Below are 14,326 nucleotides of genomic sequence, written 5' to 3'. Positions count from 1 at the left end.
ATATGAGCGTAGCCGAACACAAAAAAGAAGCCCCGCATACGGTCCACTGCAAGGTCATTACCATCAGTGACACAAGAACAAAAGATACAGATAAAAGCGGAAAATTAATGATCGATTTATTAAAAGAAGCTGGTCATGAAGTCGTTGATTATGAAATCGTGAAAGATGAAAAAGAAGCGATTCGCGACGCGGTTTTGCGTGGATGCGAGCGGGCGGATATCGATGTGGTGCTAACCAATGGCGGCACCGGCATCGCCAAAAGAGATGTAACGATTGAAACGATCAAAGAAATCATCGAAAAAGAGATCGTCGGTTTTGGCGAGCTGTTTCGCATGCTGAGCTATACGGAAGATATCGGCTCGGCGGCAATCTTGTCGCGGGCGATTGCCGGAGTGGCGAATGACACCGCCATCTTTTCCACCCCTGGGTCATCTGGAGCGGTGCGTTTGGCGATGACGAAGCTGATTTTGCCGGAGCTTGGCCACGTCGTGCGGGAAATCAGAAAAGATTTACAATAAAAGCAAAAAGTGTCCGTTCAAGGAGTCGGACACTTTTTTGTCTGATTAGGCATTTTTCTGTTTTTCGATTTCTTGGCTGCGAAGAATAAAACGCTGAATTTTCCCACTAGGCGTTTTAGGCAGCTCCGTTACAAATTCTACTTCACGAGGATATTCGTGTTTGGATAAATGATTTTTGACAAACAAAGATAATTCTTGCGCCAATTCTTCCGATGGAGTATAGCCATCCGCCAACACGACGAAAGCTTTCACGATTTCCCCTTTTAATGGATCCGGCTTTCCAACGGCCGCTGCTTCCACCACTGCTGGATGTTCAATGAGACAGCTCTCGATTTCAAAAGGTCCAATACGGTAACCGGCGCTGGAGATAATATCATCGGCCCTACCTTGGAACCAAAAGTATCCGTCTGCATCTTTCGTTGCCAGGTCACCAGTGAGAAACCAACTTCCCATCAATCTCTCCGCCGTTTTTTCAGGCTCTTTCCAATAACCTTTGAACACGTTTGGAATAGAATCGGTGTTAAAAGCAATTTGTCCAACTTCTCCGTCTTCTACCGGGGTTCCTTCATCGCTAAGCAGTGCGATTTCAAATCCCGGCAATACCCATCCCATGGAGCCTGGTCGTATTTCCATATTCACCGCGTTGAAATTGCCGATCAGCATTAATGTTTCCGACAGGCCGTAGTGATCATGGACAGTTACCCCTAAATGCTTTTGGAAAAAGCGAATCACTTCCGGGTTAAGTGGTTCGCCCGCGGAGCTCATCGCGCGCACGCCGATATGGTATTTACCGATTAATTCCGCACCTGCCGCAGCCATCGCGCGATAAGCGGTTGGGGCATACGTAAAGTTGGTTACGTGATATTTTTCCATCAGCGAGTAATAGGTTTCCGGTTTAAAAGGGCCTTCATAAAAGACGATCGGCACACCGAAGCACATTGGAGCAAATGTGCAAAAGATCAATCCATAAGCCCATCCTGGGTCAGCTCCTCCTAAAAAGACATCGTCATCTCGCAAATCGATCGCATATCGCATATAAGGATAAATGTTAATAAGCAAGTTGTGTGACCACATTGCTCCTTTCGGCATCCCCGTTGAGCCTGATGTATATTGGATTGCCAGCAAATCGTCTACCGTTGTTTCTTCAATCTTATGATCGACAGGTTCTTTTGAAAGCGTTTCCCAAAAAGGTAAATCGTTATCATTATTCGACCCGTCAATGATAAAAACATGTTCCAATGTTGGCGTTTTTTCTCTTGAAGGTAATTTTGAACGTTGTTCTTTATTCGTTAATATCACTTTTGCTTCGGAATGGTTAATCCGATATTCGATCGCTTGCGGACCAAACGCTGTAAATAGCGGTACATAAACGGCGCCAACCTTCCAAGCAGCCAGAGCATAGACGATCAGCGCAGGATTTTTAGGCAGAAGAGCGCAGACTCTATCCCCTTTTTTCACCCCAAGTTTGCGAAATACATTGGCCATTTGGTTCGACCAATCCCGTAATTCTCGATAGGTAATGGCTCTCTTTTCTCCTAAATGGTTTTCATAGAATAAGGCGATGCGTTGCGGGTCATCCGCATAACGGTCGCACACTTCATGGGCAACATTGAAACGTTCATACGGATTCCAATCGTAATGTGCGAATACGTTATCCCAGGAAAAAGAATCGATGACCGAAGTATAAGTTGCTAGGTTTGTCACAAGTATCCCTCCGCGGCATAAAGTAGAATCAATATAAATAATAATATTAATAAAAAAAATATTCAATATATTTTAGAAAAATAAAAATTGGAATAAAAAAGAAGGAGAGTTTACGCTGTCTCTCCTTCTTTTTTATTAAGTCCCGGAAATTGTGTAAAAAGAAAACGGCAAAAAGCGATTTTGTTTTCCGGTGATCCAAGTTTACTGGACTGAGGGTAGAATCTTAAACAGTAATTAGGACTTGCTCCTTTTTTTATTGATGCATGCGCCCGGATACTGTTTGATTCATCCGATACCAAATCCATAAATCATTAATGATCGAGGCGAGCTCGGCGATTTCCGCATTTAATTGGCAGGAGCGTTCGAAATCATTTTCGTTCCCGAGCTCGTCTTGCTTTTCGTTGATGATTTTCTCCAATTTGGCAATACGGTCGGGAATGGTGCCGCGAATCGTTTCCCAGCGCAGCAAAATGGCGTTCTGCTCTTTTTCGCTATAATCCTCCCAATCTTTTTCTAACTTCGGCAAAGGAATGCCAAGCCGTTGATTATAAACAAAATATTGCTCCATCCTTTTCCCATCCTTTCCCTTATCGTTTATTGTACAAAAAAGGGAAAGAGCCAACAATTAGTATTTTTATACTTTCTGATGAATAACTATTGAAAAACAGCGCAAAAGCTGATAAAGTGGTAATAGATTGTTCTGAATATTTATTTATATTAAAGTATATTTATGTAATCGGAAAGGGGAATAAAAAATGGCTAATCCGAAGCTGGTGCTGGCGTATTCCGGAGGTTTAGATACATCGGTTGCAATTAAATGGCTGCAGGAGCGGGGCTATGATGTCATCGCCTGCTGTTTAGATCTTGGCGAAGGAAAAGATCTCGATTTCGTAAAGGAAAAAGCATTAAAAGTCGGAGCGATTAAATCGTATGTCATTGATGTGAAGGAAGAATTCGCAAATGAGTACGCGCTCATCGCTTTGCAGGCGCATGCGCTTTATGAAGGAAAATATCCGCTTGTATCCGCCTTATCGCGTCCGCTGATCGCGAAAAAATTGGTGGAGATCGCGGAACTGGAAGGTGCGGTTGCCGTTGCCCACGGCTGCACCGGAAAAGGAAATGACCAAGTCCGTTTTGAAGTATCGATTAAAGCGTTAAATCCAAACTTGGATGTTATCGCTCCGGTACGGGAATGGAGCTGGTCGCGCGAAGAGGAGATCGAATATGCGAAAAAACACGGCATTCCGATTCCAGTCGACCTTGACAGCCCGTTTTCCATTGACCAAAACTTATGGGGCAGAAGCAATGAGTGCGGCATTTTAGAGGATCCGTGGGCGGCTCCTCCGGAGGAGGCGTACGAACTGACGGCAGCGCTCGAGAATACGCCGGACGTGCCGGAAATCATTGAAATCGGTTTTGAACAAGGCGTGCCGACAACGCTAAACGGTCAATCGTATTCGCTTGCACAGTTAATTTTGAAACTGAACGCGCTTGCCGGAAAACATGGCGTCGGGCGCATTGATCATGTCGAAAACCGCCTTGTCGGCATTAAGTCGCGGGAAGTATATGAATGTCCAGGTGCAATGACGCTAATTAAGGCGCACAAAGAGCTGGAAGATTTAACGCTCGTCAAAGAAGTCGCCCATTTTAAGCCGATTATCGAGCAAAAATTGACGGAAGTCATTTATAACGGTTTATGGTTCTCTCCAATTAAAGACGCGCTTGTCGCTTTCTTAAAAGAAACGCAAAAAAACGTCACCGGCGTCGTGCGTGTGAAATTGTTTAAGGGGCATGCCATCATCGAAGGACGCAAATCGGAATTTTCTTTATATGATGAAAAGCTGGCGACCTATACAGCGGAAGATCAATTTGATCATCAAGCAGCCGTCGGGTTTATTTCCTTATACGGATTGCCAACGAAAGTATACAGCATTGTGAACAATCAAAAGAAGGTGACCATGTGAAAAAACTTTGGGGAGGACGGTTTACGAAAACAGCGGAAGAATGGGTCGACGAGTTTGGCGCGTCGATCCCGTTTGACCAAGAGCTGGTCGAAGAAGATATCGAAGGCAGCATCGCCCACGTGACGATGCTCGGGAAATGCGGAATTTTGCCAAATGAAGACGTAGAAAAAATCAAAAATGGGCTGCTTACCCTGCTGGAAAAAGCGAAGAAAGGGAAGCTGGAATTTTCTGTTGCCTACGAAGATATTCATTTAAACATTGAAAAAATGCTTATCGATGAAATTGGTCCTGTCGGCGGGAAGCTGCATACGGGAAGAAGCCGCAACGACCAAGTGGCGACCGATATGCATTTATATTTGCGCAAGCGCGTTACCGAAATTATCGCGCTGATTGGGCAATTGCAGAAAGTACTTTTGGAAAAAGCGGAAAAGCATGTCGAGACGATTGTGCCGGGATATACGCATTTGCAGCGGGCGCAGCCGATCTCGTTCGCCCATCATTTGCTCGCCTATTTTTGGATGTTAGAGCGCGATCGCGAGCGGTTCCGCGAATCATTAAAGCGCATTAATAAGTCGCCGCTTGGCGCAGGAGCGCTTGCCGGCACGACGTTTCCGATTGACCGCCATATGACCGCGGAACTGCTTGGATTTGACGACATTTACGAAAACAGCATCGATGCGGTGAGCGACCGCGATTTTATCATTGAGTTTTTAAGCAACAGCGCCATGTTGATGATGCATTTATCCCGTTTTTGCGAGGAGCTCATTCTTTGGTCGAGCCAGGAATTTCAATTCGTTGAAATCGATGATGCGTTTGCGACAGGAAGCAGCATTATGCCGCAAAAGAAAAATCCCGATATGGCCGAGTTAATCCGCGGCAAAACGGGACGGGTATACGGAAATTTGTTTGGGCTGTTGACCGTGATGAAAGGAACGCCGCTCGCGTACAACAAAGATATGCAGGAAGATAAAGAAGGCATGTTTGACACAGTAAAAACGGTAATCGGTTCGCTGAAAATTTTCGCCGGCATGATCGAAACGATGAAAGTCAATGTGGACGTGATGGAAAAAGCGACAAAACAAGATTTTTCAAACGCGACCGAGCTTGCTGATTATTTGGCCAATAAAGGAGTGCCGTTCCGCGAAGCGCACGAAATCGTGGGCAAGCTCGTGCTGACATGCATTGAAAAAGGCGTATTTTTAGCCGATTTGCCGCTTGATGTCTATAAAGAAGCGTCACCATTGTTTGAAGAAGATATATATGAAGCGCTTAAGCCGTACACCGCTGTTAACCGCCGCAACAGCGCGGGCGGAACAGGGTTTTCCGAAGTAAGAAAAGCGTTGGAAAAAGCCAAAAAAATAGTGAACACTCCGTAGCGGATGCCGCGGAGTGTTTTTCTTTATTCTTTTTCGGTTCGCACGACAAGCACATCGCATTTCGCATAGCGGGTGATATGTTCGGAAACGCTTCCAATGAGGAGACGCTCCATTGCGTTTAACCCGGTTGCTCCGCAAATAATTAAATCCGCTTTGTATTTTGGCGCCACTTCTTTTGCGATTTTAACTTTTGGCGAACCAAATGCAATATCGATGACCACGTCGTTTAACCCGGCGGCAAGCGCTTGCTGCTGGTAGCCGCTAAGCAGTTCTTTCGCATATTGTTCCGATCGTTCTACGACAGTGTGATCGTGTACTTCCACTGTTGCAAATCCGCGCAAGTCAATGATGTGCGACAAAATTAATTTTGCATTGTTGCGTTTGGCAATTTGGACCGCTTTTTTGAATGCCCATTCCGCTTCTTTCGAACCGTCTACCGCAACGACAATCGTTTTGTACGTCATCGCCATGGTTCTCCACTCCCTTTGGATAAAAATGCTATCTCTATGATTAGTATATCCTCATGCAAGCGATGAGACACTACCGTATATATGGCATTTTGATGAACAAGGGGTGAAAGAAATGGAAAAAAAGCATAACGAAAATTTGTATTATGATGAAGAGGAAATCAAAACCATTAGCGAACAAATTATGGATGCGTATCATAGCGGTGTAGTGGATCATGATGAGCTTTATTATGATCCAAAGCGCGAAGTTGGCGAATAAATGTCATCATGGTGAGGTTTCACCATGATGATTTTTTTGAAGCGGAATGGATGCGCGTTCACATATATTTATAGTAAATTAAAGTAAAGACAAGCAGTAGTGAAGGTGAGGAGGAGTAGATGTGCGACATGCCCTCATCACAGCCGGAGCGAAAGGGCTGGGGAGAAAAGTAACAGAACTGTTGTTGGAAAGAGGATATTCGGTAACGGTCAATTATCGAAGTGACGAGGCAGCGGTGCGGTCGCTGCAAGAAAAGTACGCGCATGTCAAAGACCGGCTTCAGTTTGTCCGTGGGGATGTCACGAAAAAAGATGATTTATCCGCACTTGTCGATGCGGCATTGCAGCGCTTTGGCCGGATTGATTGTTTGATCAATAATGCCGGGCCGTATATTTTTGAGAGGAAAAAATTGATTGATTATACCGATGAAGAGTGGTATGAGATGATTGAAGGAAATTTAAGCGCTGTCTTCCACCTATTAAAAAAAACGATTCCGGTGATGAGAAAACAACGGTTTGGACGCATTATTACATACGGTTTCCAGGGGGCGGCGGATGCCCCGGGCTGGGTGCATCGGTCCGCATTTAGCGCGGCAAAAGTTGGTTTAGTATCTTTGACGAAAACGATCGCGCTCGAGGAAGCGGAGTATGGCATTACGGCAAATATGGTTTGCCCAGGCAATATCGTTGGAGAAATGAAAGAAGCAACGATTGCCTATGCGCGGACGAGAAAGGATGTGGAAACTCCTATCGGGCGTTCGGGAACAGGCGAGGATATTGCCCGTGTGATCGCTTTCTTATGTGAAGAAGATTCAGATATGATTACAGGGGCAGTGATTGATGTCACCGGAGGGGTCAATGTTCTCCATCGCTACCGTCCTTAAGCAGTGTTTTAGAAGAAAATCACCTCGTTTGCTTTCATGAGGTGATTTTTTATTTTAAAAAAATGGCCTGTTTACGAAAACATTTTTCTACCTTCGTTTTGCCATGGATCGTGTGAGGAAAACGCTCGTTTATTTGTACGGAAATGGGAGAAAGATAAATAATGGCGGTTTCACATTTGCTGGACAAATGGATATGGTATAGTAAGCAAATCAATTAGGAGGAATTCATGGCAATGAAAATCGGTATCCCAAAAGAGATTAAAAACAATGAGAACCGGGTGGCAATTACACCGGCAGGAGTCATGACATTAGTAAAAGCCGGGCATGAAGTATATGTGGAAAAAGAAGCGGGTATTGGCTCTGGTTTTTTCGATGAAGAGTATGAAAAAGCAGGCGCGACGATCGTTCCATCCGCTCAAGATGCATGGGCGGCGGAAATGGTGTTAAAAGTAAAAGAGCCGCTTCCAGAAGAGTACGCTTATTTCCGCGAAGGCCTTATTTTGTTTACTTATTTGCATTTAGCGGCCGAGGAAGCCTTGACGAAGGAATTAATGAACAAAAAAGTAATCGGCATTGCCTATGAAACGGTACAATTGGCAAACGGTGCGCTTCCGTTATTAACGCCAATGAGCGAAGTAGCAGGGAGAATGTCTGTGCAAGTAGGCGCGCAGTTTCTCGAAAAGCCGCACGGAGGAAAAGGAATTTTATTAGGAGGCGTTCCTGGGGTGCGCCGCGGAAAAGTAACGGTTATCGGCGGCGGGACGGCTGGAACGAACGCGGCAAAAATAGCGGTGGGGCTTGGAGCGGAAGTGACGATTTTAGATATTAATGCCGAACGGCTGCGCGAGCTTGACGATCTGTTTGGCGATCGTGTGACGACGTTAATGTCCAACCCGTATAACATCGCTGAAGCGGTGCAGCAGTCGGATCTTGTTATCGGCGCCGTATTAATTCCCGGCGCGAAAGCACCAAAGCTTGTGACGGAAGAAATGGTGCGTTCGATGTCGCCAGGTTCCGTGCTTGTCGATATTGCTATCGATCAAGGCGGAATTTTTGAAACGACCGACCGTGTTACGACTCATGATGATCCAACCTATGTCAAACATGGAGTCGTCCATTATGCTGTTGCCAATATGCCGGGTGCGGTGCCGCGAACATCTACTTTGGCGCTCACAAACGTCACCATCCCTTATGCGCTGCAAATCGCCAATAAAGGATATCGTGACGCCTGCCTGCAAAATGAGGCATTGCTAAAAGGAATCAATACGTTAAACGGTTCGGTTACGTATGAAGCGGTAGCGAAGGCGCACGGATTGTCGTATACCGATGCGAGAGCGTTGCTTGAGCAATAGGGAGAACGTCCATTGTTGTAAAAAAGAGCGGCATTACTTTAAAGCCGCTCTTTTTTACCGTTAAACAACAATAAGCTCTTTTGGATAGGCAGTTAAAATGCCAACGCCATCATCAGCAATAAATACGTCGTCTTCAATACGAACTCCGCCAATAGACGGGACGTAGATGCCCGGTTCAATCGTGAACGTCATGCCGCGCTCTAATGGCATTGTATTGGTGGCGTTCATGGACGGATATTCGTGTATTTCAATGCCTAATCCGTGACCGACGCGGTGTGTAAAATATGGACCATATCCTGCCTGTTCAATCACCGTTCTGGCCGCTCGGTCGACAGCGCCGATTGGTGCGCCCGGCTTGCATGCGTCAATGGCGGCCAGCTGCGCGCGCAAAACGGTATTATAAATCGCCTTTTGCTCTTCCGTCGCCGAACCGAAAACGACGGTTCTAGTAATATCGGAGCAGTAGCCATCGACAATGACGCCTAAATCAAACAAAACAAAGTCGCCGCGCTGAATAGGCGTCTGTCCTGGCACACCGTGAGGGTTGGCGGTGTTTTTGCCGGTGAGAACCATGGTGGCAAACGACATTTCACGGACGCCTTTCCGCTTCATTTCGTATTCGATCGTCGCAATAATATCTAATTCTGTTTTTCCTTCACGGATGGCGCTTACACCTACTTCAACGGCATAATCGGCAAGTTGCGCCGCTTGCCGAAGTATAGCAATTTCTTTTTCATCTTTGATCATCCGCAATTGCCGTAATTTTTCTTCGGCGTTGAGCCATGTATGCGCTTGGAAATAAGTATGAAGCTGTTCGTAGCGTTCTAAAGAAAGATGGCTTTTTTCAACCGCAATTTGCTCGACAGCGATATTTCTTGCCTGGACATGCCGTGCGATCAATTCCCATGGGTTGGCTGTATCATCATAATCGATAATTTCATATTCCCATCCAGTTTGTCGGGCGCGCGCCGTTTCCATTTGCGGGCAAATCAACGCCGGCTCTCCTTCCGGGAAAGCAAGCAGTGCTAACAGCCGCTCATGCGGATCGCACCAAAACCCACTTAAATAGAAAACATTTGGGCTTGACGTAATGAGCGCCAATGAAATATGTTGTTCTTGAAGCCAATCGGAAAATAATTGAAGCCGTTTGTTCATGCTCATCCTTCCTTTCTTGCTTCTCTCTATTTGAGAGTAGCAGGAATAAATCAAAATGTAAATGTTTATAAAGGATGCAGCAGGGAAATAAAAAAACATCAAGAAATAATACTATGAAAGGAGAGGATGATCGTGAAAATCACTTACCATGGCCATTCTGTCGTAAAAATCGAAACAAACGGGAAAACGATTTTGATTGATCCGTTTATTACTGGAAACAGCACAACCGATTTAAAACTAGAAGAAGTAAAAGCGGATGCCATTTTGCTTACCCACGGCCATAGTGACCATGTTGGGGACACGGTGCAATTGGCGAAGAAAAACAATGCGCTTGTTGTCGCCACCTTTGAGCTAGCTACATATTTAGGATGGCAGGGAGTTAATACTTACGGCATGAATATCGGCGGGGCGCATGAATTTGATTTCGGAAAAGTGAAATTGACGCAGGCGTTCCACAGCTCTGGTTATGTCACAGAGGATAATCAAATTATTTACTTGGGGATGCCGACAGGAATTTTATTTACGGCTGAAGGAAAAACGATTTACCATGCCGGAGATACCGGGTTGTTCTCCGATATGAAGCTCATCGGTGAGCGCAATCAAATTGATGTGGCGTTTTTACCGATTGGGGACAGCTTTACGATGGGACCGGAAGATGCCGCTATTGCCGCTGAGTGGCTGCGCGCGAAAACGGTAGTGCCGATTCATTATAATACATTCCCGCCGATTGTCCAAGACCCTGAGAAATTTGTTGCATTGCTTCCTGACGGGGTCGGCCGTGCCTTAAAACCTGGTGAAAGCATTGAATTATAAAACAAAAAAAGAAAGCGTCTCATATTGAGGCGCTTTTTTTGGGAACAAATGTGCCAGGCCGCTTCATTGAATTGAATTTGGTTCGCCCGTATAATGAAAATAAGACATCGGTAAAGGGTGAAGAAACTTGGCGACGAAACATGAACAAATTTTGCAATACATTAATAGTTTGCCGATCGGCGAAAAAATTTCCGTACGGCAAATTGCCAAAGAAATGGGCGTCAGCGAAGGAACTGCGTATCGCGCCATTAAAGATGCGGAAAATAAAGGCTATGTCAGCACAATTGAACGCGTCGGCACCATTCGCATTGAGAAGAAGCGGAAAGAAAATATTGAAAAACTGACATATGCGGAAGTGGTAAACATTGTGGATGGGCAGGTGCTCGGCGGGCGCGAAGGATTGCATAAAACGCTGAATCGATTTGTGATTGGCGCCATGCAGTTAGAGGCGATGATGCGCTATATTGGGGCAGGCGACTTATTAATTGTCGGAAACCGCACGAAGGCGCACCAACTCGCTCTCGAAGCCGGGGCAGCCGTGTTAATCACCGGTGGATTTGACACGGAAGACCATGTAAAAAAATTAGCGGATGAATTGCAGCTTCCGATCATTTCGACCAGCTATGATACGTTTACGGTCGCGACGATGATCAACCGCGCGATTTATGACCAGTTAATTAAAAAGGAAATCGTTCTTGTCGAAGACATTTTGATTCCGCTCGAAAAAGCCGTCTATTTATATACAACAGATCCAATTGAACGTTGGTATACGTTGAATCGCGAAACGCGACATAGCCGCTTTCCGGTTGTCGATGAACAACTAAAAGTGCAAGGAATTGTAACGGCAAAAGACGTGCTTGATTTTGACCGGCAATTACCAATTGAAAAGGCGATGACAAAGCAGCCGATTACCGTAAAAGGAAAGACATCGGTCGCTTTCGCCTCCCATATCATGGTATGGGAAGGCATTGAATTGTTGCCAGTTGTGGACGAACATAACCGGCTTCAGGGAATTATTAGCCGCCAGGACGTATTAAAAGCGCTGCAAATGATTCAACGCCAGCCGCAAGTCGGCGAAACGATCGATGATATTATTACAAGCCAGTTCCGGGCAGTGGATAACGACGGCAAAGAAGAGGTGTTTCGCTGCACGATTACACCGCAAATGACAAATCATTTAGGAACGCTCTCATACGGGGTGTTTACGACGATTGTCACCGAAGCGGCTACACGCGCGCTTCGTTCCTATAAACGTGGGGATTTGGTCGTTGAAAATCTTACCATTTATTTTATTAAACCGGTGCAAATTGACAGCACGGTTGAGGTAAAAGCGAAACTGCTAGAAATCGGGCGGAAGTTCGGGAAAGTGGATGTAGAAGTATATAACGAAGGCGCTGTCGTCGGCAAAGCGATGATGATGTGCCAGCTCATGGATCGCTAGCCAAAAAACGGGACGCAGATTACGCCCCGTTTTTTGCTGTTTGTTTTGCTTCTTCAATGACGAGCGGCAAATAATATTTGTAGGCGCGATAGCCTGCCCATGCGCTTCCGGCGCCCATCAGCAAGAAAACGGTCCCGACGATATAGGCGACAGTAGAAGAATGAATAAAAAACTGATTCAGGCCAAACAGAAAGACAAACAATCCGAGCGCAATGCTCGATTTGGCGGAGAGCCAGCGCCGTTCCAGCGGGCGACGGGAACGAAAATATTTGATTTTATAATAGACGTAAAACGAAAAGGAAAATATAATGAAAATTACAAGTGTTGGCATAAATCAAACCCTCCATGTTGTTTTTCTATCTTATTGTACATAGAAATGAGCAAGAATTCTAGCAAGGATCTTGCTTGTTTACGTATAATGAAAAAATACAGGCGCAAAAGGGGAAGAAAAATGAAAGAAAAATGTTTGGAAATTTTAAAAGCGATACAACAGTTTGATACGATTGTCATTCACCGCCACGTGCGGCCAGACCCCGACGCGTACGGGTCACAAGGGGGATTAGCGGAGATTTTGCGGGCTTCATTTCCGGAAAAAACGGTGTATACGGTTGGGCAGGATGAAGAGTCATTGCAATTTTTACGGCGGATGGATGTCATCGACGACGAGGCTTATGATAATGCTCTTGTGATCGTTTGTGACACAGCGAATCAGGAGCGGATTTGCGACGGACGTTACCGTCTTGGCAAAAAGTTGATTAAGATTGACCATCATCCGAACGAGGATCCATACGGGGATATAGTATGGGTGGATACAAACGCCAGTTCCACGAGTGAAATGATTTATGAATTTTATTTGGCCGGTAAAGAAGATGGATTGGTGATGACAAAAGAGGCCGCGCGTTTAATTTATGCAGGAATTGTCGGCGATACCGGACGGTTTCTTTTTCCGCGCACGAGCGAAAAAACGTTCCGCTATGCGAGCGAACTCATCCAATATGGATTCTCCTTAACGGAGCTATATGACGGCTTGTATCGCACGAAACTAAACGTCGCACATTTAAGTGGATATGTGCTGCAAAACTTTACCGTCTCGGAAGAGGGAGTGGCGGCGGTAAAAATGCCAAAAGCCCTGCTGGAACAATATGGCGTTACCGCTTCCGAGGCTTCTCAGCTTGTCAGCCTTCTTGGCAATATCGAAGGAATTGTCGCGTGGGTATTTTTTATTGAGGAAGAAAAGGAAATTCGCGTCCGCTTTCGTTCCAAAGGACCGATCGTCAATGAAGTAGCAAAAAAATATCATGGCGGCGGGCATCCGCTCGCTGCGGGTGCTTCCATTTACTCTTGGGAAGATGCGGAATATGTCATTGCCGATTTGAAAGCGGCGTGCCGGTCCCGATAAAACGCGGAAATGTCCCGGTTGGCTGAGTCCGGGACATTTCTTTTTATGAGGAAGGCAGCGGCTTTAATTTTAGTTCAATCGACAAGGTAGTAAAGACAAACAGCTGATGAATTTCCAGCTTATACGGTTGCTCGTTAATGATGTATGTTTTATTTTCAATCGCTCGCTTTAATAATTCCCGGCTGTTATAAACGGTTTCGATATCTTTTGCGATAAGGTTGGAAATATCTTCCTTTACACTTTCTTCAATGCGAAATGTCGTATAAGAGTCGAGTTTATATTGCTTCGCGTTGCCGAGATGGACAGAAATTTCTTGTACTGTCAACTTTTTTTTGTTCTCTTTATTTATTTTGACGTAGTCTTCCTGCCAAATACGAACTTCGTTTTCCAAATCGGCAATTTTATCTTGGAGCTCGGTTATTTTTCGGACTTGTTTTTCCTGCAGGACGCCGAATAAATGCAAAAAAACGACCCAGCTGATGAGCGCTCCGATCGCAACGCCGGCAAAAAAGCGCTGCCACGTTGGATAGCGATAATAGGAAGGGATCCTCATGAAGAAATATGCTCCTGTGTCAGCCAAGTAATGATGGTAACGCCTGTCTGCGCGCCTCCCATCGCTGCAAGAATAAGAAGAAACTGCCTCACAATATCGCGCGTCTCTCCAAAAAAGAATCCCCGTTCCACCATATAAAACGTATCAAACGTTCCACCGATGGCAGCGACAACAGCCCAGATCCGCAAATCACCAGCAAAACGATACATGGCGGTGAGCGGCTGCTCTCCGCTTAAAAACGCGCCAAGCGCCCCGATCATCGCTCCACCTAACAGCACGCCGACAGCGATAAAATAACTTTGAATAAAAGCAGGCAAAAATGCGATTTTTTCGTTCATGCTTCTCCCACCTTTCCTTTAACTATGTATATGGACGAGTAGGAAAGAGTATGTTTTGCCAAGAGAAAGTTTTGTCTTCTATAATGAAGAAAAAGGAGGGAGAG

Annotated in this window: 16 protein-coding genes; 9 read left to right on the top strand and 7 right to left on the bottom strand. The window is 45.5% G+C overall.

The genetic code is table 11. The annotated features are described in order from the left end of the window. Window positions 1-2 precede the first annotated feature (2 nt). Window positions 3-518 (top strand): MogA/MoaB family molybdenum cofactor biosynthesis protein, encoded by a 516-nt coding sequence (locus BDD39_RS11425; protein ID WP_166910764.1) that lies wholly within the window; start codon window positions 3-5, stop codon window positions 516-518. A 45-nt stretch (window positions 519-563) separates the two neighbouring features. Here BDD39_RS11425 and BDD39_RS11420 read toward each other — a convergent pair whose 3' ends face one another. Next, window positions 564-2,222 (bottom strand): AMP-binding protein, encoded by a 1,659-nt coding sequence (locus BDD39_RS11420; protein WP_166910762.1) that lies wholly within the window; start codon window positions 2,220-2,222, stop codon window positions 564-566. A gap of 253 nt (window positions 2,223-2,475) precedes the next feature. Further along, on the bottom strand, window positions 2,476-2,790 hold the full coding sequence (locus BDD39_RS11415) for a hypothetical protein (RefSeq protein WP_166910760.1): 315 nt from the start codon (window positions 2,788-2,790) through the stop codon (window positions 2,476-2,478). Between the two features lie 187 nt (window positions 2,791-2,977). Between BDD39_RS11415 and BDD39_RS11410 the strand changes: the two genes are divergently transcribed. Together BDD39_RS11410 and argH are read left to right on the top strand one after the other, a co-directional pair. Continuing rightward, window positions 2,978-4,186 carry an argininosuccinate synthase gene (locus BDD39_RS11410; RefSeq protein ID WP_166910758.1) on the top strand — a complete coding sequence of 403 codons (1,209 nt, stop codon included), beginning with the start codon at window positions 2,978-2,980 and terminating at the stop codon, window positions 4,184-4,186. After that, the gene (gene argH, locus BDD39_RS11405; protein WP_166910756.1) at window positions 4,183-5,562 is read left to right on the top strand and encodes an argininosuccinate lyase; all 1,380 of its coding nucleotides are present in this window, start codon (window positions 4,183-4,185) and stop codon (window positions 5,560-5,562) included. Before BDD39_RS11410 ends, argH begins: the two co-directional genes overlap by 4 nt. Window positions 5,563-5,585: 23 nt before the next feature. Here the strand turns inward: argH and BDD39_RS11400 are convergent, their stop codons facing one another. Continuing rightward, a complete protein-coding gene (locus tag BDD39_RS11400) occupies window positions 5,586-6,032 on the bottom strand; it encodes a universal stress protein (protein ID WP_166910754.1) in 447 nt (148 codons plus the stop codon). Between the two features lie 112 nt (window positions 6,033-6,144). Between BDD39_RS11400 and BDD39_RS11395 the strand changes: the two genes are divergently transcribed. The 3 genes from BDD39_RS11395 to ald all read left to right on the top strand — a co-directional run bounded on the left by BDD39_RS11395 (window position 6,145) and on the right by ald (window position 8,523). Further along, on the top strand, window positions 6,145-6,288 hold the full coding sequence (locus tag BDD39_RS11395; RefSeq protein ID WP_166910752.1) for a hypothetical protein: 144 nt from the start codon (window positions 6,145-6,147) through the stop codon (window positions 6,286-6,288). Between the two features lie 121 nt (window positions 6,289-6,409). Beyond that, entirely contained in the window at window positions 6,410-7,171 is a 762-nt protein-coding gene (locus BDD39_RS11390; protein ID WP_166910750.1) for an SDR family oxidoreductase, read from the top strand. Between the two features lie 233 nt (window positions 7,172-7,404). Beyond that, window positions 7,405-8,523 carry an alanine dehydrogenase gene (ald, locus tag BDD39_RS11385; protein ID WP_166910748.1) on the top strand — a complete coding sequence of 373 codons (1,119 nt, stop codon included), beginning with the start codon at window positions 7,405-7,407 and terminating at the stop codon, window positions 8,521-8,523. Window positions 8,524-8,583: 60 nt separating this feature from the next. On the opposite strand, the gene BDD39_RS11380 is transcribed toward ald, so the two are convergent. Next, window positions 8,584-9,678, bottom strand: coding sequence for a M24 family metallopeptidase (locus BDD39_RS11380; protein WP_166910746.1), 1,095 nt, complete (start codon window positions 9,676-9,678; stop codon window positions 8,584-8,586). A 132-nt stretch (window positions 9,679-9,810) separates the two neighbouring features. Here BDD39_RS11380 and BDD39_RS11375 point away from each other — a divergent pair, with 132 nt between their 5' ends. Both BDD39_RS11375 and BDD39_RS11370 read left to right on the top strand, forming a co-directional pair. Further along, the gene (locus BDD39_RS11375) at window positions 9,811-10,491 is read left to right on the top strand and encodes a metal-dependent hydrolase (protein ID WP_166910744.1); all 681 of its coding nucleotides are present in this window, start codon (window positions 9,811-9,813) and stop codon (window positions 10,489-10,491) included. Window positions 10,492-10,618: 127 nt separating this feature from the next. Further along, entirely contained in the window at window positions 10,619-11,932 is a 1,314-nt protein-coding gene (locus BDD39_RS11370; RefSeq protein WP_166910742.1) for a CBS domain-containing protein, read from the top strand. 19 nt (window positions 11,933-11,951) lie between these two features. Here the strand turns inward: BDD39_RS11370 and BDD39_RS11365 are convergent, their stop codons facing one another. Next, on the bottom strand, window positions 11,952-12,263 hold the full coding sequence (locus BDD39_RS11365) for a YtpI family protein (RefSeq protein ID WP_166910732.1): 312 nt from the start codon (window positions 12,261-12,263) through the stop codon (window positions 11,952-11,954). 120 nt (window positions 12,264-12,383) lie between these two features. Between BDD39_RS11365 and BDD39_RS11360 the strand changes: the two genes are divergently transcribed. Continuing rightward, window positions 12,384-13,331, top strand: coding sequence for a DHH family phosphoesterase (locus tag BDD39_RS11360; RefSeq protein ID WP_166910729.1), 948 nt, complete (start codon window positions 12,384-12,386; stop codon window positions 13,329-13,331). Between the two features lie 43 nt (window positions 13,332-13,374). Here BDD39_RS11360 and ytrI read toward each other — a convergent pair whose 3' ends face one another. Beyond that, a complete protein-coding gene (gene ytrI / locus BDD39_RS11355) occupies window positions 13,375-13,884 on the bottom strand; it encodes a sporulation membrane protein YtrI (RefSeq protein WP_166910727.1) in 510 nt (169 codons plus the stop codon). Continuing rightward, window positions 13,881-14,222, bottom strand: coding sequence for a sporulation membrane protein YtrH (gene ytrH, locus BDD39_RS11350; RefSeq protein WP_166910724.1), 342 nt, complete (start codon window positions 14,220-14,222; stop codon window positions 13,881-13,883). Before ytrH ends, ytrI begins: the two co-directional genes overlap by 4 nt. Window positions 14,223-14,326 lie beyond the last annotated feature (104 nt).

Origin of the sequence: Saccharococcus thermophilus, from assembly GCF_011761475.1 — a bacterium.
GTDB lineage: Bacteria > Bacillota > Bacilli > Bacillales > Anoxybacillaceae > Saccharococcus > Saccharococcus thermophilus.
Note: the sequence above shows the minus strand (reverse complement) of the source record. Positions and strands in the feature narration are given on the sequence as shown.

Excerpts from the sequence above, each read along its gene's own strand:
- BDD39_RS11425 (WP_166910764.1), top strand. The coding sequence starts at position 3 with ATGAGCGTAGCCGAACACAAAAAAGAAGCCCCGCATACGGTCCACTGC.
- BDD39_RS11415 (WP_166910760.1), bottom strand. The coding sequence starts at position 2,790 with ATGGAGCAATATTTTGTTTATAATCAACGGCTTGGCATTCCTTTGCCG.
- BDD39_RS11410 (WP_166910758.1), top strand. The coding sequence starts at position 2,978 with ATGGCTAATCCGAAGCTGGTGCTGGCGTATTCCGGAGGTTTAGATACA.
- BDD39_RS11400 (WP_166910754.1), bottom strand. The coding sequence starts at position 6,032 with ATGGCGATGACGTACAAAACGATTGTCGTTGCGGTAGACGGTTCGAAA.
- BDD39_RS11395 (WP_166910752.1), top strand. The coding sequence starts at position 6,145 with ATGGAAAAAAAGCATAACGAAAATTTGTATTATGATGAAGAGGAAATC.
- ald (WP_166910748.1), top strand. The coding sequence starts at position 7,405 with ATGAAAATCGGTATCCCAAAAGAGATTAAAAACAATGAGAACCGGGTG.
- BDD39_RS11380 (WP_166910746.1), bottom strand. The coding sequence starts at position 9,678 with ATGAACAAACGGCTTCAATTATTTTCCGATTGGCTTCAAGAACAACAT.
- BDD39_RS11365 (WP_166910732.1), bottom strand. The coding sequence starts at position 12,263 with ATGCCAACACTTGTAATTTTCATTATATTTTCCTTTTCGTTTTACGTC.
- BDD39_RS11360 (WP_166910729.1), top strand. The coding sequence starts at position 12,384 with ATGAAAGAAAAATGTTTGGAAATTTTAAAAGCGATACAACAGTTTGAT.
- ytrI (WP_166910727.1), bottom strand. The coding sequence starts at position 13,884 with ATGAGGATCCCTTCCTATTATCGCTATCCAACGTGGCAGCGCTTTTTT.
- ytrH (WP_166910724.1), bottom strand. The coding sequence starts at position 14,222 with ATGAACGAAAAAATCGCATTTTTGCCTGCTTTTATTCAAAGTTATTTT.